This is a genomic window from Streptomyces sp. NPDC093018 (assembly GCF_040684035.1).
Classification (GTDB): domain Bacteria; phylum Actinomycetota; class Actinomycetes; order Streptomycetales; family Streptomycetaceae; genus Streptomyces; species Streptomyces murinus.
Window position 1 is genome coordinate 234,962 of the sequence record NZ_JBFBFF010000003.1, and the last position, 17,595, is coordinate 252,556.

Annotated in this window: 23 protein-coding genes; 19 read left to right on the forward strand and 4 right to left on the reverse strand. The window is 69.9% G+C overall.

Annotation, left to right across the window (positions count from 1 at the left end; translation table 11 throughout):
* The first annotated feature begins 154 nt into the window (after positions 1-154).
* The gene (locus tag AB0N90_RS08350) at positions 155-415 is read left to right on the forward strand and encodes a hypothetical protein (RefSeq protein WP_365194018.1); all 261 of its coding nucleotides are present in this window, start codon (positions 155-157) and stop codon (positions 413-415) included.
* A 258-nt stretch (positions 416-673) separates the two neighbouring features.
* Here the strand turns inward: AB0N90_RS08350 and AB0N90_RS08355 are convergent, their stop codons facing one another.
* Both AB0N90_RS08355 and AB0N90_RS08360 read right to left on the reverse strand, forming a co-directional pair.
* Positions 674-1,426, reverse strand: a complete 753-nt coding sequence (locus AB0N90_RS08355) for a hypothetical protein (protein WP_365194021.1) — start codon at positions 1,424-1,426, stop codon at positions 674-676.
* Between the two features lie 56 nt (positions 1,427-1,482).
* Positions 1,483-2,328 (reverse strand): sigma factor-like helix-turn-helix DNA-binding protein, encoded by an 846-nt coding sequence (locus AB0N90_RS08360; RefSeq protein ID WP_365194024.1) that lies wholly within the window; start codon positions 2,326-2,328, stop codon positions 1,483-1,485.
* An 820-nt stretch (positions 2,329-3,148) separates the two neighbouring features.
* On the opposite strand from AB0N90_RS08360, the gene AB0N90_RS08365 reads away from it, so the two are divergent.
* The 17 genes from AB0N90_RS08365 (at position 3,149) to AB0N90_RS08445 (ending at position 14,499) form a co-directional block, all read left to right on the forward strand.
* Positions 3,149-3,331: a hypothetical protein gene (locus AB0N90_RS08365; protein WP_365194026.1), complete on the forward strand. Its 183-nt coding sequence runs from the start codon at positions 3,149-3,151 to the stop codon at positions 3,329-3,331.
* 95 nt (positions 3,332-3,426) lie between these two features.
* Positions 3,427-3,594, forward strand: coding sequence for a hypothetical protein (locus tag AB0N90_RS08370; protein WP_159704062.1), 168 nt, complete (start codon positions 3,427-3,429; stop codon positions 3,592-3,594).
* Positions 3,595-3,693: 99 nt separating this feature from the next.
* Positions 3,694-3,960, forward strand: a complete 267-nt coding sequence (locus AB0N90_RS08375; protein WP_365194029.1) for a DUF6284 family protein — start codon at positions 3,694-3,696, stop codon at positions 3,958-3,960.
* Positions 3,957-4,406, forward strand: a complete 450-nt coding sequence (locus tag AB0N90_RS08380; RefSeq protein WP_365194032.1) for a Pycsar system effector family protein — start codon at positions 3,957-3,959, stop codon at positions 4,404-4,406. The genes AB0N90_RS08375 and AB0N90_RS08380 overlap by 4 nt, the downstream gene beginning before the upstream one ends.
* Entirely contained in the window at positions 4,403-4,936 is a 534-nt protein-coding gene (locus AB0N90_RS08385; protein WP_365194035.1) for a hypothetical protein, read from the forward strand. Before AB0N90_RS08380 ends, AB0N90_RS08385 begins: the two co-directional genes overlap by 4 nt.
* On the forward strand, positions 4,933-5,943 hold the full coding sequence (locus AB0N90_RS08390) for a DUF2637 domain-containing protein (protein WP_365194037.1): 1,011 nt from the start codon (positions 4,933-4,935) through the stop codon (positions 5,941-5,943). The genes AB0N90_RS08385 and AB0N90_RS08390 overlap by 4 nt, the downstream gene beginning before the upstream one ends.
* Entirely contained in the window at positions 5,943-6,287 is a 345-nt protein-coding gene (locus AB0N90_RS08395; protein WP_365194039.1) for an RRQRL motif-containing zinc-binding protein, read from the forward strand. The genes AB0N90_RS08390 and AB0N90_RS08395 overlap by 1 nt, the downstream gene beginning before the upstream one ends.
* 1 nt (position 6,288) lies before the next feature.
* Positions 6,289-6,606 (forward strand): hypothetical protein, encoded by a 318-nt coding sequence (locus AB0N90_RS08400; RefSeq protein ID WP_365194042.1) that lies wholly within the window; start codon positions 6,289-6,291, stop codon positions 6,604-6,606.
* Positions 6,600-6,782 carry a pRL2-8 gene (locus AB0N90_RS08405; protein WP_243878354.1) on the forward strand — a complete coding sequence of 61 codons (183 nt, stop codon included), beginning with the start codon at positions 6,600-6,602 and terminating at the stop codon, positions 6,780-6,782. Before AB0N90_RS08400 ends, AB0N90_RS08405 begins: the two co-directional genes overlap by 7 nt.
* 129 nt (positions 6,783-6,911) lie before the next feature.
* Positions 6,912-9,041: an FtsK/SpoIIIE domain-containing protein gene (locus AB0N90_RS08410; protein WP_365194044.1), complete on the forward strand. Its 2,130-nt coding sequence runs from the start codon at positions 6,912-6,914 to the stop codon at positions 9,039-9,041.
* Positions 9,042-9,247: 206 nt separating this feature from the next.
* A complete protein-coding gene (locus tag AB0N90_RS08415) occupies positions 9,248-9,715 on the forward strand; it encodes a hypothetical protein (RefSeq protein ID WP_365194047.1) in 468 nt (155 codons plus the stop codon).
* Between the two features lie 22 nt (positions 9,716-9,737).
* Positions 9,738-10,007, forward strand: a complete 270-nt coding sequence (locus AB0N90_RS08420; RefSeq protein ID WP_365194050.1) for a hypothetical protein — start codon at positions 9,738-9,740, stop codon at positions 10,005-10,007.
* 78 nt (positions 10,008-10,085) lie between these two features.
* Positions 10,086-10,991, forward strand: a complete 906-nt coding sequence (locus tag AB0N90_RS08425) for a bifunctional DNA primase/polymerase (RefSeq protein WP_365194053.1) — start codon at positions 10,086-10,088, stop codon at positions 10,989-10,991.
* Positions 10,988-11,419, forward strand: a complete 432-nt coding sequence (locus tag AB0N90_RS08430) for a hypothetical protein (protein ID WP_365194056.1) — start codon at positions 10,988-10,990, stop codon at positions 11,417-11,419. Before AB0N90_RS08425 ends, AB0N90_RS08430 begins: the two co-directional genes overlap by 4 nt.
* Complete coding sequence (locus AB0N90_RS08435; RefSeq protein ID WP_365194058.1) at positions 11,416-12,822, forward strand: phage/plasmid primase, P4 family; 1,407 nt, start codon at positions 11,416-11,418, stop codon at positions 12,820-12,822. Before AB0N90_RS08430 ends, AB0N90_RS08435 begins: the two co-directional genes overlap by 4 nt.
* A 62-nt stretch (positions 12,823-12,884) precedes the next feature.
* Positions 12,885-13,157 (forward strand): helix-turn-helix domain-containing protein, encoded by a 273-nt coding sequence (locus AB0N90_RS08440; RefSeq protein ID WP_365194061.1) that lies wholly within the window; start codon positions 12,885-12,887, stop codon positions 13,155-13,157.
* A gap of 76 nt (positions 13,158-13,233) precedes the next feature.
* Entirely contained in the window at positions 13,234-14,499 is a 1,266-nt protein-coding gene (locus tag AB0N90_RS08445) for a site-specific integrase (protein ID WP_365194064.1), read from the forward strand.
* 134 nt (positions 14,500-14,633) lie between these two features.
* Here AB0N90_RS08445 and glnA read toward each other — a convergent pair whose 3' ends face one another.
* Entirely contained in the window at positions 14,634-16,043 is a 1,410-nt protein-coding gene (glnA, locus tag AB0N90_RS08450; protein WP_037652883.1) for a type I glutamate--ammonia ligase, read from the reverse strand.
* A gap of 210 nt (positions 16,044-16,253) precedes the next feature.
* Between glnA and AB0N90_RS08455 the strand changes: the two genes are divergently transcribed.
* Positions 16,254-16,721: an RDD family protein gene (locus AB0N90_RS08455; RefSeq protein WP_085564386.1), complete on the forward strand. Its 468-nt coding sequence runs from the start codon at positions 16,254-16,256 to the stop codon at positions 16,719-16,721.
* Between the two features lie 128 nt (positions 16,722-16,849).
* On the opposite strand, the gene AB0N90_RS08460 is transcribed toward AB0N90_RS08455, so the two are convergent.
* A complete protein-coding gene (locus AB0N90_RS08460; RefSeq protein ID WP_365194068.1) occupies positions 16,850-17,551 on the reverse strand; it encodes a DUF4191 domain-containing protein in 702 nt (233 codons plus the stop codon).
* Positions 17,552-17,595: the final 44 nt, after the last annotated feature.

Consider the following 17,595-nt stretch of genomic DNA (forward strand, 5'->3'; position numbering starts at 1 on the left):
CCGGACGTGCGCCATCCCCGTCGACCAGGGGAACGTCAGCCCTGCTTCCTGAATCCAGGCGGCATCACCCACGACCGCGTCCCGCCGACAGCGCGGGTGCGGCCATCTTCCGGTGCCCGAAACGGTGCCGGGGGAATGGAAGGAGGGCAGTTCGATGAATGCACAGCGCGCGAGGCGTCTCGCCACGGTGTCCGCCGTCGGCGTTCTGCTGGCGGGCGGTGCCACCGTCGCCACCGCCGGCTCCGCGTCGGCGACCACCCAGACCCACGTCTCCACCAACCGCGGCTGCTACGGCCGTAACTGCTTCGGCTTCAACAACTTCAACCGCGGCTTCAACCGCGGCGGCTTCTTCGGCTTCAACAACGGCTTCGGCTACGGCTACAACTCCCCCGTGGTGGTGGTCGTGGTGCCCTGACGCACCCGGGGTGTGACATACGTCCGGGGCCGCCTCCTATGAGGGAGGCGGCCCCGGTGTGTGTGGGGGTCACGTGGGCCCGTCGTACGGCGGGCCCGGTGACGGCTCGATCACACGTCGAAGAAGTGATGTTGCGACGCCGCTACCTCGGAGCCCTCTTGGTGGGGGCACTCTGAGCAGCGCGAACGCTGTTGTTGCCTGTCGTTGGTGGTAGTCGTTGGCCATCCCCGGACGGCCCGAAGACGGCCCGGTGGCCGCTCACCACTGGCAGAACGCCACCGTGGCGTCGTCGCCGGATTTGTACCGGGGCCAGCGGCGGCCGGTGGGGTCCGTCGCCTCGACCTTGCGGACGGTATCGATCAATTCACAGGGTCCACCCGCCTTGAGCATGTCGAACACTTCGGGCCATGTGGCCATCCCGTACTCGGTCACGAGTCGCGATACGCCGTCGGACATCACAGCCGCGGCGCGTACGTCGGTACCGGGGACCGTGCCGCTCAGAGCGTGCTTCGCTGCTTCGGGAACAGCCGCTGCTACCCAGTACCCCTCGGGGGTGTTACGCACCTGCCGCTGCGCGGACACGAGTTTCTGTAGCGCTTCCCTGTGCTCGGCGGTGTGGGTTTCGTGCTGCTCGACTTCGGCCTTCAAGTCGGGCAGCACTTCGTCCACCCGGAGATCCGTGATCACCGAGATGCCGTCGGATCCGTCGAAGACGACGGGTGAGTCCGCGAGAACCAGATGGTCAATGGACCCCGAGTTCTCTCGCAGGATCGCGACTGTGGCCGACGGTGTCCCTGGGTTGTCGAGATCACACCCGGGGTGCAACTCCGCTACGCGTGCGATGGCATCGGCCAACCCGTCCGCAAGTGGCCGATCCGACGCAGAAAGGGCGGAGACGATCTGGCTACCAAGGTGAGCGACGTACCACGGGACGCCGTGACGGCATCCTGTAGTCAGGCCCGCGGTGCTGAGGCCATCCAGCACAACGGCGAGCGTCGGGGTGCCGCCCACCCAGTCCTCGTTCGGATTGGCTCCCCCCGGACGTGTGTCAAAACAAACGCGCATGATCAGCCCTCTTGTCGGTAAAGCGGGGTGACGCGGCGGCTCTCCAGCACATCGAGCGTCTTGGGGTTGTAACGGCATGAGATGAGCGTGGAGAACCGGCGCGTGCGAACCTCCTTGTACAGCTCTGCGAGATTGTTTTCGAGGTAGTGCACAACTCCGTTCGCGCCGATGGCATGGATTCCGGCGATGTAGAGGAACGTCCCCCGTCCGTCGAGGCGAGGAAGCCGTCCCAGGTAACCAACATCCCCTGCGGAGCCGTCCTCATCCATCGGGGAGCGGTACGTGGTCCCCGCCGCCTGGTCCACCAGGTGCCACGCCTGATCCTTGGCGAACCGTAGGTTGTCGTCCCCTTCGAGTACCTGCGCGATGATCGGGGAGAGACGCGGGCCGCAGATAACCACGTGGTTGTCGCGGTTCAGGTTGATCATTCCGGTCGGTGGGATCACCTCGTACGCGGTATCGAGCTTCATCCCGCTCAGCAACTTGCGCAGGTGCTCGAAGTTGTCGAGGTCCTCCCTCGTCACGACCTCGCTCGGATTCTCGTCCGGTCCCTTGCCGGCTTCGTACTTGCCGCCGAGCGAGACGGTCACCGAGTCCGTGCCGAAGAATGCTCGCTCCGGGGGTGGACCGGCGGAAGCGAGTTGCCCGACACGCCCGCGGCTCACGCCGAGACTCTTGGCGATCTCAGCCTGAGTCATGCCGGACCCCTGCGCCTCCTCGATGGCCTCTCGGCGGATGCGGGACAACTCCAGCACCCACCCCTGATACGTCGCCATCAGGTCAATCGCGGCTTTGGCGCGGTCGACCGGGGTCGCGATCTCAGAGACCCGCTTCATGTCGTCGTGCACTGTTCTCCCATCGTCGCCTAGGGGGGCTATCAAACTCTACCGCCAGAGGGGGTTGCGCGCACCGACAGCTTTGCCTACGGTACCTATCAAGCGAGACGGAAACCCCCCCTAAGCAAGAAAGGGGGTTTCCGACTCGTGTGCTTGACCTGCATGAACGCCCGGAGGAAAGCCCGCAGGGGTGAGTACGAAGGCAGCATCCGTTGGTTGAGAACTGAACAGTGATCGTGCGGGGCTGACGCGAGAGCGGCGGTCTCGGTAGGTGCCTAGGGCGAGGGTCCGGAGGCAAATCACCGTGATGAACGTCGTTCTCCCCCTTATGCGCTTGGCAGGCGCCACCCGATCTCGGGTGTGGGGAAGTACAGCGGGGCTCCAACGCACGTGGCGGCAAGAGTGAGACCGCCCCCGCGTCGGCCGGGTGATGTCGACGGCGGCAATGCCAAGCCCATCAGCTCCGGAGAACACCCCGCCTTGATGTGGGGTGCCGCCTGGTGTGGGCCGCCCTGCTGGCGTCAGAGCAGTGACGATGACGCGCCCGATTCTTCCGGCTCGGGGCCGGTGTGCCGTGGCAACGGCGTGCCGGTGAAGCCGTGTCCCTGCGATCTGCGGGAGGTCGGTCATGGACCGACGACATACCAAGGCGCCGCCGGATGGACCGGCCGTCGGCGCTCTGATTCCTCTCCCGGTCCGCCAGTGTCGCGGTGCTGAGCATCGCGTCGGCTGCCTCTCCCGCCCGTACGCCCGCCCTTTGTGGAGTGGTCGGACGGGTGGGAGTGCGGGGAGCCGGGATACCGCCTCCGTACACACAGAGAGAGGACTTCTCATGGTCAGGACGAACAAGGCCGGTCAGCGGATCATCGTGGAAGAGATCGACGAATGGGCGTTCGGCTGCCACGGCGCTTATGAGGGCCACTGCTTCGGGTGCCGGCGTTCCAGTAAGTCGGTGCGTGAGGCGGATGCACACGAGTGGGCGGAACAGCACGCCCGTTCCTGCTCGGTGGGCTGAGTCCACCCGCCCCGGCATCCCGCCGTGAGGGCGCCGGATCGAATCTGGCCCGGGGCACGCACCACCACCTGGACACCGGCAGAGAGGACGCGGCGATGCCGCCGAGGACACGCGTCACGACCAGCAGTAACGGCAAGCACTGGTGGTTCATCTGGAAGTGCGACTGCGGACGCAGGTCGCAGGGCGGGTGGGCCGACCAGAAGAAGGCCATCGCCGGCAAGAGGGCCCACGAGGCGAAGCACGCGGCGAACCCCCGGTACTGATCGACAGGAAGTCCCTTTGAGCGGCGCGCGGCCCCGGTGTTCGAGCACCGGGGCCGCTGTTCGGGCCGCACAACCACCTGTGAGAGGACACACGACCCGATGGACCACATTACTGTTCTGGACGCGGTGACCGCGTTCGCCGACTTCATGGACCCGACCAGCGCGGAGCTGGACGCGATCGAGCAGGAGATCCCGCTGATCCTGGCGGACGTCGACCTGCTCGACGCCCAGATCATCACCCCCGACCGCACCCCGACCGAGCTGGACGCCCGCCGCATCCGCCGGGCCCGCCGCCGGGTCCTCGCGGAACGGGCCGCACTGGCCACCCGCACCGCCGCGGCGAGCCTGCCCGGGGGTGCCGCATGAGCGCCACCACCGGACAGAGCCTCACGGCCGCGCACGCCGAGGTGAAGTCGGAGATCTCCCGGACCGACGGCAAGACCAGTCTCCTGCTGGCCTTCGTCGGCGCCGTCCTCGCCGGGGCGTGGAGCGTCGGCCACAGCCTCCACCTCACCGTGCCCGCCCGCCTGGTCGGCGGCGCCGGTATGGGACTGCTGCTCGTGGCGGCCGGACTGCTGCTGTGGTCGGTCCGCCCCCACCTGAGCGGCCGCCACGGCTTCCCGCTGTGGGCCACCCTCACCCCCGAGCAGATCACCGACGCCCTGTCCCAGGACCTGGCGGCCGACGTCGCGGGGCTGTCCCGGCTCGCGGTCGGCAAGTTCCGCAGCCTGCGCCGCGCGGTCGACCTCACCCTCGCCGGCGGCGCCCTCCTCGTGATCACCGCCCTGCTCGCGTTCGGGGGTGCCGCGTGATCCGCATCGTCACCCGGGCCCGCCTCGCCCAGCTCGAACACGACACCCGCGCCGCCGGCGAGCGTGCCCGGCAGGCCGGGGCGGAGGCGAACAAGGCGTTCGTCCGGCACGCCCGTGAGCTGTACGCGGCCACGGACCGTGCGGAGCGGGCGGAGGCGACCACCGACGAGGTGGGCGTCCTCCTCTCCCACGCCATGGACGCGTTGTCCGCCGCGCAGCAGGAGCTGCTGCTGAAGGACAACGAGATCCGCCGACTCCGAGAGGAGTTGGAGGGAGAGTCGATGGAGGGGCGGACGCTGACGGTGCTGCTGCACCGCGGCGAGCCGCACACCATCTACGCCTCCCTTGAGGATGCCCGCGCGGACACCGCGACCCACGGCGTGCCCGCCGGGGCCCGGTGGTACCCCTGTGGTGAACGCCCGGCCGCCGCGTTCATGTGGCGGTGTGAGGAGTTCATCTACAACGCCGCGTCCAACGGCTTCCGCCGCCTCCACGTGCCTGCCGCGAAGCCGGTTGAGGGGGCGGCGTGAACAGTGTTCAGACCCGTTCAGCGGAGCGCGCTCTGTCGGGCGGCACGTGGCTGATCGTGTGCGGGGCGATGCTCTTCTCCGTCCTGACCGTGACACCGTTGATGGCCGAGCACACGTCCGACCGGTGGGCGTGGACGGCGCCGATCCTGCCTCTCGTGGTGGATGCCGCCGTGGTCATCGTGGTCAAGCTCGATGACGTGCTCGCCCGGTTGGGCGGGCACGGCGGCCGGTGGCCCATCGTGCTGCGGTGGATGACCGGCTTCATGACGCTGGCCCTGAACACGGCGGACTCCGCGTTGAAGAAAGACCTGGTGGGCGTGGCGGTCCACTCGGTGGCGCCGCTGCTGCTGATCGTCACGGCCGAGACCAGCCTTGCCTACCGTCGCGCCATCGCCCGCGCGGTCGCGGCCCTGGAGGCCGAGCAGAAGGCCGAACGGGAGCGGCGGGAGCAAGCGGCCCGCGAGCGCGCCGCACAGGCTCGTGCGGAGGCGCGGGAGGAGCGCGAGCACGCCGCCGTGCTGGCGCGTGAACAGCGTGAACACGAGGCATCCCTCGCCCGTGAGGCGGCCGAGCGTGAAGAGCGGCAGCGGCGCGAGGAGCGCGAGGCCCGCGACCGCGCGGAGGCTGCCGAGCGGGAGGCCCGTGAACGCCGTGAACGCGAGCGTGAACAGCGTGAGCAGGAGCGGCTGCTGCGTGAACAGCAGGCCCGGCAGCGGGCCGAGGCAGAGCAGCGCGAGCGTGTTGCGGCGGCGGAGCGTGAACGCCGTGGACGCGAGGAGCGTGCGGCCCGTGAACGCGCCGCGCTGCTGGAGCGCGGCCCGGCCACAATCAAGCTCCCGGAGGACGAGGCCCGCCAGATCGTGGCCGCCGCGTTCGGTGCCGGGCTGTCGGTCCGGTCGGCGGCGGAGTTGTGCGGCTGGTCGGTCGGCTGGGTCTCCCACCGCTACGCCGAACACCGCGACCCCGCCGCGGGCGAGCACGCTGAACTCGCCATCGCGAGTCAGTGATGGGCGCCCTTCCCGTCTACCGGTGGCGGCTCGCCCCGGACGGATACGCCACCCGCCGACAGCTCCGCGCCCAAGGGCTGCGGCCCGGTGGCCAGTCGGTGGCCGCCCAGTTGGAGCGCCCGCGCCGTCGGCGCGGGCCGCTGGTCGCCTACCTCTACCGCGTCGACCTCGCCAAGCCCGTCCGGCCCATGACCGAGGCCCGGTGGGCGGCCCTGGCCAAGGCCAACCGCGCCCGCCGCATGTGCCCGGCCTGCGGCCGTGACGCCGGCTACGTCATCCCCGCCTCGCTCGGCGCGTGCGTGCCCTGTGCCTTCCCCGACCCCCAAGCTCTGAGGAGTGCCTGACATGGGCAAGCCCGACACCCGCCGTCTGGACAAGGCGATCCGCGAGACCGAACGCAAGCTTGAGGCCGTCCGCGAGCGGGAGGTGTGGCCGCTGGACGGCCGTGAGCGCCGCGCCGTGCTCGGCGCGGTCGCTTCCGGCGCCTACAGCCTGCACCGCGGCAACGGCACCGCCCGCGCCGACCGCCAGCTGGACACGACGTGGCAGAGCGCCGAGACCCGCCTCGTCGCCGAGATCACCGCTCTTCAGGTCGAGCGTCAGCGCGTCGTGAACGAGGCCGCCGCCGACCGCGCGGCGAAGAAGTCCTCCGGGTGGTGGTGAGCGTGGACCCCAACGACACGCCTCCCGGCGAGTGCCCGCAGTGCTGGCGGCACGCCTACGACTCCCGCAACGCCCACCGCCACCTGGGCCCGCGTGAGGACTGCCCGGAGTGCGTGGACCACATGGTCAACGGCTGCCCCTACATCGTGCCCAAGAAGCAGTCCCGGTGGTGGTAGCCGCCCGCCCCGGCGCGTGACCCGCCCACACCACCGCCCCGGGGTGGCCGCCCCTGCCACGGACCCGGCCGCCCCGGCACCCCTCAACTTCCCGCCCCCCCCTTTTGGGGCAGTCAGGAGTCTGCCGTCATGAGCGGCACCGTCGTCCACCTGCACAAGGAACCCACCCTCGAACCTGAGCCCGAGGCCGGTCCGGTGACCGAGCTGACCGTGGTCCCCGACCCGCCCGCCGCGCCCCCGGTGCCGCTGTGGGTGCGCTCCGGTCGCACCGTCCGGACGGCCCTCACGCACGAGAACACGCGCACGGCCGCCCGCGCCATGGCCCGCCACTCCCTCTACCTGGCCGGCGGGGCCCGGATCGTGGCCCGCCGCACCTGGGACGGCCGCACCGCCGCCCGCTACGAACGCATGCTCCGCGCGGCGGAAGCCGCGGGCAACCACGAGGCCGCCGCCGAGTGGGAAGAGCGCGGCCAGCGCTACCGCGAAGCCCGCCACCGCCGCCGCATGGACCTCCTCCACTCCCCCCTCGACGCGGCCAAGGGCGTCGGGATCAGCGCCGGTATGGGCGTCGGCGGCCTGGTCCTGCTCGGCGTCGCCATGGCCGTTGCCACCAAGGACCCCGGCGAGGTGGTCACGCCGCTGATGGCGGTCGTCAGGTTCATCGACCTCATGGTCACGATCGTGCGGGTGGTGTGGGGTCCCGCGATCACGATCGGACCGTTCCTCGCCCTGCTCGCCCTGTGGTCGGTCGGCGCCCACCAGCACGCCGCCCCCCAGTGGGCCCTGCCGCCCAACGCCCGCTCCGGCGAGGGCGAGCCGATCACACCGTCGATCGTGGTCAAGGCCCTGCGCGACCTCGGCGTGCCCGCGCTGCGCAAGGCCATCACGGAGATGGGCGACGCCGGCGCCTCCATGCTGTCCCCGATCACGATCGCCGGATGCGGCGTCGAGGTCGACGTGACCCTGCCGTCCGGGGTGTCCACGAACGAGGTGCAGGGCAGGCGCCGCAAGCTCGCCGAAAACCTCAGCAGGCACGAGCACGAGGTGTTCGTCACCATCCCCCAGGCCGCGCGGACGGTCCGGCTGTGGATCGCGGACTCCGGGGCCCTGGACGAGCCGATCGGCCCGTCCCCGCTCACGACCGACGACGCCCTGACCGCCAACTACAAGACCGGCAAGGCCCCGTGGGGTCAGGACCTGCGCGGCGACGCCGCCGCGATCAGCCTGTACCAGCGCCACCTGCTGGTCACCGGCCTCTCGAACCAGGGCAAGACCGCCGCCCTGCGCGCCCTCGCCCTGTGGGCGGCGCTCGACAAGACGGTCGAGTTCCGGATCGCGGACCTCAAGGGCGCCGGCGACTGGGCCATGTTCGACGGGATCGCCACCGTGCTCATCCAGGGCCCGGCCGACGAGCAGGTCATCGAGGCCACCGAGATGGTGGAGGGCCTGGTCGAGGAGATGAACCGCCGCATCGAGACCCGCCGCACCAACCCCGACGCGGTGTTCACCCCGCTCATCGGGCTGGTGGACGAAGCGCAGGTGGCGTTCATGTGCCCGGCCGTGGACGACGACAAGCGCCCCTACGGCGGCTCCAAGGCCACCTCCCGCTACTTCATGGCCGTGCGCAAGGTCCACAACCAGGGCCGCGTGGTCGACGTGCTGATGTGGGAGGGCACCCAGGACCCGACCGACCAGAACCTCCCCAAGCTGGTCCGCGAGGGCGCCCACACCCGTGCATCCCTCGCCCTGGGCACCGAATCGCAGGCCGTCATGGCACTCGGGGAGAAGGCCGTCAACGGCGGCGCCGCCCCGCACCTGCTGCGCCAGGGACTCGACAAGGGCACCCTCGTCGTCGCCTCCGACGGCATCGAGATCCCCAAGGGCCAGACCTCCATCACCGTGCGCACCCACTTCATCAACGACACGGACGCCAAGGCCATCACCGACCGGGCCAAGGCCCTGCGCGACGGGGTCACCACCCTGCACGGCATCGACCGCGGGGAGGACCGCGACCCGCTCGCCGACATCGCCGGCGTGGTCGGGACCGACGCCCGGGTGCGGACGCAGGAGATCATCACCCGGCTCGCCGGACTCAACCCGCAGGCGTACGGCGGCTGGTCGTTCATCGACCTCAAGCGCGTCCTCGACGGCACCGGCGCCGAACCCTACAAGTCCGACGGCGTGATGGTCATCAGCCGCGACCGCCTCACCCGCGCCCTCGCCGACCGCGACGACACCGGTTCCGCTTCTGCCGTCTGACGGCAGGGAGCCGGACCGTGCAGGGTCAGGGAGGCAGGGAGAACTCCCTGAACCCCTCCCTGACCCGCCTCCCTGGCCTTGACCTGCGTGAATGATCGTTCAGGGAGTCAGGGAGGCCCGCAGGTCAGCACCCCGAAACCCCCTCCAGAGCGACCTCGGAAGGGGGTGCCTCCGCCTCCCTGAGCCATGCCCGGAAGGGATTCCGCATGCACTCGCACAACGACCACACCGCGCCCGTACTGAGGGCCGTCGAGGTCCATCAGTCCAGCCCCGTCGCCCCGGCCGTGGTGGTCCCGGCGCCGCTCGTACCGCTCCAGCCGGACACGGTACCGGCCACGGCGAGCATCCTCCTGCCGGACGGGCGAGTCGTCACCGGCTACGCCGTCCCTCACCCCCAGCCCGAACCCGTCGCCGTCAAGCCGGCCCTCTCCCGTGCGGCGGTCAACGTCGCCCTCGGCGGCGTCGGGTTCCTCGCCGTCTGCGGCGGGCTGCTGATGCTCACCACCTTCATCACCGCCCTGACCGCGCTCATCACCCAGCTCATCACCCTCGCCGCCGTCCTCCTCGGCGGATTCATCGCCGTCCAGGCACTCACTGCCAAGGGCCACCACAAGGCGGGAACCACGGTGAACATCCGCCGCGCGGTCATCAAGCGCAACCACTTCCACGGCTGAGCGAAGGAGACCGACCGCTGTGATGCGACTCCGCTTGCGGGTCATCGGCTGTCCCCGCCGGGCGTTGACCCTGCTCGACGCCGCCCGGCCCAACTGCCCCGACTGCCACGGCGAGGGCGGCATCGCCCTCGACTACGGCGACGACACCGGCGAGTACGCCGGCACCCACTGGTACCACTGCGACTGCTCCACCCCGTGGTGCGCGGTCCTGCTCCCGCTCCCGCGACTGCCCCGCCCGCTGCGCCGCCGCGCCGCCTACCGCGACCCGTGGAGCACCGAACCCCCCTTCTAGATGCACCAAGGGCGGCCCCCTCTCGCCAAAGACCGGGGCCGCCCTCGTTCCACCCAACTGAACAGTGGAGGTCACAGCATGACCCATGACGCCCGTCCCGCGCTGCTGAACGCCGCGCTGGACGCCGCCGCACGCCGCTGGCATGTCTTCCCCCTGCGCCCCGGCACCAAGCGGCCCGCCCTGCACGGGGAAACGTCCTGCCCCGGCACCGGCCCGTGCGCGAACGGCCACCTGAAGTGGGAGCAGCGCGCCACCACCGACCCCGCCCGCATCCACGCCGCCTGGAACCGGGCGCCGTACAACGTCGGCATCGCGTGCGGCCCGTCCGGGCTGGTCGTGGTCGACCTGGACATGCCCAAGGACAAGAGCAGTCCGGACGCGCCTGGCGGCGCGGAGACCTTTCGAGCGCTCTGCGAGCGCGCCGGCCACGCCGTCCCCGCCACCTACCGCACCCGGACCGCGAGCGGCGGGACGCACCTGTACTTCACCGCCCCCGCCGGGGCGAGGCTGACCAACACGGCAGGAACTGTTGGTGAGTTGGTGGACACCCGGGCGTGGGGTGGCTACGTCGTCGCCGCGGGCAGCACCACCCCGGCGGGGACGTACGAGGCGCTGTGCGGCCCTGAGGCTGCCGCTGTGCCCGGATGGCTGCTGAGCATCCTCCGCCCGGCCCCCAAAGCGCCTCAGGGGGCGTCCGTGGCCGCTACGGGGCAATCCCGCCGATACGCGGACGTGGCACTCAACAACGAGGCGCGGAACGTGGCTTCGGCCCCGTCCGGGGCGCGGAATGCGGTGCTGCTGCGGGCGGCGCGCGCCCTGGGACGGTTCGTCGCGTGGGGCGACCTCCCCCGGCACGTGGTCGAACAGGCTCTTCAGGAGGCGGGGGAGGCGGCCGGACTGTCCGCGGCCGAGTGCCGCTCGACCCTCCGCAGCGCTCTGAACTGGTCCATCCGCCACAACCATGCCCGCAGGCAGGCGGCATGAACGCCCCCTCCCGCCCCTCCCTGAAGAGCGTCACCCCCACCCCCGGCCAGCCCCGCGCCGCCGAACAGGCTGTGCCCCGTGCGGCCGTGGGCGAGCCGAAAGGCGCCGCCCGTCAGGGCGTCCGAAATACTCTTCTCCCTGACCCGCACCCGACCGACCACACCGGCCACGACGCCGAGGACCCGACACCGGAGCGGCCCGGTATCCGGATCTCCGCCCCGCCGGTCTACCGCCACCACTACGACGGCGCCCGCTGGGCCAAGCGCTACGACGGCACCCCCACCGCCGCCTACGCCTGCCCCTGCGGCCAGACCCGCACTGCCCGCGGACAGGACGCCGTGGCCGCCCTGGTCACGGAGTACGCCGCCCACAAGCACTTCTGCACCGGCACGCCCGCGCCGGACGCGGACGAGAGGGCCGCCGCATGACCGACACCGAGGAGCTGCCCGCGCCCTCCAACCCGCTTGCTGTCGCCCGGCGTCTCCTGCCCGACTGGCAGACCGAGGACGGACAGCTCACCCACCGGCGCTGGCGGGCATCCTGGATGCGGTGGCAGGGCACGTGCTGGCGTGAGATCGATGAAGCCCAGGTCCGCAAGGCCATGTACGAGCGGCTGGAGTACGCCGTCTACCGGGCCCCGACCAAGGACGGCGAGACCGAGGAACGCGACTGGGCGCCCACCAAGCAGAAGATCAGCAACCTGCTCGATGCCCTCGGTTCCGTCACCCTGCTGCCGACCGACACCGACACCCCGTCATGGGTCGACCGCGCCGGCGCGAGTACCCCGCTGGACGGGCCGATCGTCGCGTGCGGGAACGGCCTTCTCCGTATCCGCGACCGCGCCCTGCTGCCGCACACCGCCGGGTTCTTCAACATTGTGTCCGTCCCGTTCGACTACGATCCCGACGCCACGGCCCCGGACTGGGAGCGCTTCCTGTCCGACGTCTGGCCCGACGACCCCGACTCCATCACTGCGCTTCAGGAGTGGTTCGGCTACGTCCTGTCGGGTCGCACCGACCTACAGAAGATCCTGCTCATGGTCGGGCCGTCCCGCTCCGGGAAGGGCACGATCGCCCGGGTGCTGAAAGCGCTGGTCGGCAAGGAGAACCTGGCCGGGCCGACCCTCGCCGGTCTCGGCTCGAACTTCGGCCTGTCCACGCTCATCGGGAAGTCACTGGCGGTCATCTCCGACGCCCGGCTGTCCGGCAACGACAACACCCAGGTGGTGGAGCGGCTGCTGACCATCTCGGGCGAGGACACCATCGACATCGACCGCAAGTACCGCGAGCCGTGGACCGGCAAGTTGCCCTCCCGGCTGGTGATCCTGTCCAACGAACTGCCTCAGTTCGGCGACTCCTCCGGCGTCATCGCGAACCGGTTCGTCCTGCTCAACACCCGCTTGTCGTGGCTGGGCAAGGAAGACCCCACCCTCACCGACCGGCTGATCGCCGAGATGCCCGGCATCCTCAACTGGGCCCTGGAAGGGCTCGTCCGTCTCCAGCGCACCCGCCGGATCACGGAACCCGCCTCCAGCTGCGAAGCGGTCACCACCATGCGCGACACCGCCTCGCCCACCAGCGCGTTCGTCCGCGAACGGTGCACCACCGGGGTCACGTGCAGCGTGCCCGTGGACGCCCTGTGGTCGGTCTGGCGGGACTGGGCCGAGGACAACGGCGTCAAGCCCGGCACTAAACAGGTCTTCGGCCGCAACCTCCTGTCCGTGGTCCCCCAGCTCAGCCGCACACGGCCCCGGGACGCCTACGGCCAACAGGTCGCCACCTACACCGGCCTCACCCTCAAGCAGTCCGCACCACATCTGCCTGAGTCGTGACTCATCGCGACTCAAGCCCCCGCCAACCCGCTCTGAGTCGCGATGAGTCACGACTCAGCGCAATGTATTTCCAACTCGCGGAGGACTCGTTGAGCACACCCGCACCCGCCAAGCTCGATGCTCGCGCCACCCTCCGGGGCGGTCTCCCGGACCGATACCTCACCCCTGACGACATCGCCGACATGTTCGGTGTGTCGCTCGAAACCGTCTACCAGTGGCGCAGGAAGCGCACGGGGCCGCCCGGGTTCCGGGTCGGTAAGCACCTCCGCTACGACCCGGCCGACGTGCGCGCCTATGTCAGCCAGCGCAAGATCACCGACCAGGACGCAGCGTAGCCAACCAACCCCGAGACAGCAGGGAGAGCCGCCATGGGCGGCTCTCCCTGCTGCATGTCGAGAGGACCGCCACCGAATGGCCGGCCACATCCAAGACCGTTGGTACAAGACCGAGACGGCACCCAATGGGAAAACGATCAGGGTAAAGACCGAGCGGTACGGCACGGGCCTCCGCTACCGGGCCCGCTATGTCGCCCCGGACGGAAGCGAACGCAGCAAGTCCTTCCCAGACAAACAGAAGCGGCTCGCAGAGGCGTGGCTGTCACAGATCGCGGCTGACATGACCCGGGGCCAGTACGTTGACCCGTCAGCCGGCAAGGAGACGTTCAGGGAGTTCGCTACTCAGTGGCTGGCGTCCCAGACCACGGACCCTTCCACCATCGTGAACATGGAGCTGAGGTTCCGGCTGCACGCCTTCCCTTACATCGGTTCTCGCTCTCTGAGCGCCTTCCAACCCGCCCATATCCGCACGTGGGCGCGGGCCCTCGCAGACTCCGGCATGGCAGCGTCGTATCAGCGGACGGTCTTCGCGAACGTCTCCGCTGTGTTCGGCGCCGCCGTGGACGACGGCATTTTGACCCGGAACCCCTGCCGCGCAGGCTCCGTGCGGGCGCCCAAGCTGGACCGGCGGAAGATCAAGCCCTGGACGCGTGAGCGTGTGATCGCGGTCCGGGACGGGCTCCCAAGCCAGTACGCGCCGACCGTCGATGTCGGTGCCGGGTGCGGTCTACGGCAGGGTGAGATTTTCGGGCTCGCCGTCGACGAAGTCGACTTCGTTGGGGGAGCGGTGCACGTCGTGCGACAGGTCAAGCTGGTCGGTCCGCAGATGGTGTTCGCCCCGCCCAAGGGCGGCAAGCTGCGGGACGTTCCGCTGCCCGACGTGGTGTCGGAGGCGCTTGCCGCGCACATCACCCGTCGGCCCCCTATCGACGTCACCTTGCCGTGGAAGACCCCGGACGGGCCGCCGGTCACAGCGAAGCTGCTGTTCTACTCGCGGGAGCGTAAAGCGCTGAACAGGAACTACTTCAACATGTACCTGTGGAAGCCCGCCCTGATTACGGCTGGCGTTATCCCGGGCCGGCTGCCTGGAGAGCGGTTCAAGCCGTCGCGTGAGCACGGCATGCATGCCTTGCGGCACTACTACGCGTCGGTGCTGCTGGACTCGGGGGAGAACATCAAGGCCCTGGCCGAGTACCTCGGTCACTCCGACCCGGGATTCACGCTGCGGACGTACACGCACCTCATGCCGAACAGTCGGGACCGTGCTCGTAGGGCCATCGACGCCGCGTTCGGCGTCCCGGATGCGGTCACCGGCCTGGGCGGGGCCGATGCACTGACCTGAACGGCAGACCACAGCCGTTCGCGGCCCGGGGCCCGAAACAGGCCGTCGGCCGTGTCCTTCCAGGGAGGAAGGACACGGCCGACGGCCCACACACGGCCCAGGGGAGCGGGAACCCGCTCTGACCTGGGGCGATATCACACGTCGAAGTACAGCTCGAACTCGTGCGGGTGCGGGCGCAGCTGCAACGGGGCGATTTCCTGGGTGCGCTTGAGGTCGATCCAGGTCTCGATCAGGTCGGACGTGAAGACGTCGCCCTGGAGGAGGAACTCGTGGTCGGACTCCAGGCGGTCGAGGACGGCGCCGAGGGAGGTCGGGACCTGGGCGACGCCCGCGTGCTCCTCGGGGGCCAGCTCGTAGAGGTCCTTGTCGATCGGCTCGGCCGGCTCGATCTTGTTCTTGATGCCGTCCAGGCCCGCGAGGAGCAGCGCCGAGAAGGCGAGGTAGGGGTTGCCGGAGGAGTCGGGCGCGCGGAACTCGACGCGCTTGGCCTTCGGGTTGGAGCCGGTGATCGGGATACGCATCGCGGCGGAGCGGTTGCGCTGCGAGTACACCAGGTTGATCGGCGCCTCGAAGCCCGGCACCAGGCGGTGGTACGAGTTCACCGTCGGGTTGGTGAAGGCCAGCAGCGACGGGGCGTGCTTGAGGATGCCGCCGATGTAGTAGCGGGCGGTGTCGGACAGGCCCGCGTACCCGGCCTCGTCGTAGAACAGCGGGTCACCGTTGCTCCACAGCGACTGGTGGACGTGCATGCCCGAGCCGTTGTCACCGAAGATCGGCTTCGGCATGAAGGTCGCGGTCTTGCCGTTGCGCCAGGCCACGTTCTTCACGATGTACTTGAAGAGCTGGAGGTCGTCCGCGGCGGCGAGCAGCGTGTTGAACTTGTAGTTGATCTCCGCCTGGCCGGCCGTGCCCACCTCGTGGTGCTGGCGCTCCACCTTCAGGCCGGAGTTCTCCAGCTCCAGGGAGATCTCGGCGCGCAGGTCGGCGAAGTGGTCCACCGGCGCGACCGGGAAGTAGCCGCCCTTGTAGCGGACCTTGTAGCCGCGGTTGTTCTCCACGGCGCCGGTGTTCCAGGCGCCCGCCTCGGAGTCGATGTGGTAGAAGGACTCGTTCGCGCTGGTCTGGAAGCGCACCGAGTCGAACACGTAGAACTCGGCCTCGGGACCGAAGAACGCGGTGTCCGCGATGCCGGTCGAGGCGAGGTACGCCTCCGCCTTGCGGGCCACGTTGCGCGGGTCACGGGAGTACTGCTCGCCCGTGATCGGGTCGTGGATGAAGAAGTTGATGTTGACCGTCTTGTCCCGGCGGAACGGGTCGACACGGGCCGTGGACAGGTCGGCCCGCAGCGCCATGTCGGACTCGTGGATGGCCTGGAAACCGCGGATCGACGATCCGTCGAAGGCCAGCTCCTCGTCCGGGTCGAACGCCTCCGCGGGCACGGTGAAGTGCTGCATGATGCCCGGCAGGTCGCAGAACCGGACGTCGATGAACTTGACGTCCTCGTCCGCGATGAACTTCTTGGCCTCGTCGGCGTTCTGGAACATCCAGCTCCTCCTACTCCCGACCGTCCTCGCCGGGGTGGTAGATCGTTCGTGCGGCCAGTGCGGTGGCACACGCTCGTCCTGACCCTAGGGACGGGTGATTTCTCCGGCGTGACCCGATTGTTTCGCAGAAGTTAACCGGCCACTCCTCAACCGTAGCCCCGGGACACCCCGGCGTCCCCCGGTCATATGGGGACGCAGTACCGTGGTCGGGTGGACAACAGGCAGGCAATCGGATCGTGGCTCTCCGGCCCTCGCGCGGCCATGGAAGACGCCGGCGCGGACTTCGGTTACCGGGGTGAGCAGCTGGGTCTTCCCGAGGAGGGCCCCAATTCCCTGGCCCGGCCGGGCAGGCGGCTCGGGGCCATCGCGGTCGACTGGGCGCTGTGCCTGCTGATCGCATACAGCCTGATCACGCATGGCTACGACCAGGGCACCGGCAACTGGGCGCTCGGCGTCTTCTTCGTGATGAGCGCCCTGCTGGTCGGCACCATCGGCTTCACCCCGGGCAAGCGCCTGTTCGGCATCCGGGTCGTGGCCCTGGAGACCGGCACCGTCAACCCGCTGCGCTCCCTGGTCCGCACCGTCCTGCTGTGCCTCGCCATCCCCGCCCTGGTCTGGGACCGCGACGGCCGCGGTCTGCACGACCGGCTGGCCAAGACGGTCGAGGTCCGCGTCTGACCCCCGGGGAGCCCCACGGAAACCCCTAGGGGCGAGCGAGTACGACGATGGGGGCGCCCGGTGTGAACCGGGCGCCCCCATCGTCGTACAGCGAGTCGAGTCAGGTCGAGTCGTATCGCTTCGCGTGCCTAGCGGCCGCTCTTGCCGCCCTTCGGCATCCGCATGCCCTTGGGCATCGGACCCTTCGGCACCGGCATGTTGCTCATCAGGTCGCCGAGCGCGCGCAGCCGGTCGTTGGTGGTGGTCACCTGGGGGCCGGTCAGCACCCGCGGCAGCTTCAGCATGGTGGTGCGCAGCTTCTTCAGCTCGACCTGGCCCTCGCCGGTGCCCACGATGATGTCGTGCACCGGCACATCGGCGACGATGCGGTTCATCTTCTTCTTCTCGGCGGCCAGCAGGCTCTTCACCCGGTTCGGGTTGCCCTCGGCGACCAGCACGATGCCGGCCTTGCCGACCGCGCGGTGCACCACGTCCTGGCTGCGGTTCATCGCCACCGCGGGAGTGGTGGTCCAGCCCCGGCCGACGTTGTCCAGCACCGCCGCCGCCGCGCCCGGCTGGCCCTCCATCTGACCGAAGGCGGCCCGCTCGGCCCGGCGGCCGAACACGACCGCCGCCCCCAGCAGGCCCACCAACAGACCGAAGACGCCCAGGTACACCGGGTGGCCCAGCAAGAAGCCGATCACGAGGAACACCGCGAGCGTGCCGAGGCCGACCGCCGCGAGCACAAGGCCGATCTTGGTGTCGACCTTGCGGGTCATCTTGTATGTGAGGGCGATCTGCTTCAGTCGCCCGGCATTCGCGGCGTCCGCCGCGGTTTCCTTCCTCGCCATGGCACGAAGTCTACGTGGCCCCGGGAGCGCGGACGACGGCAGTG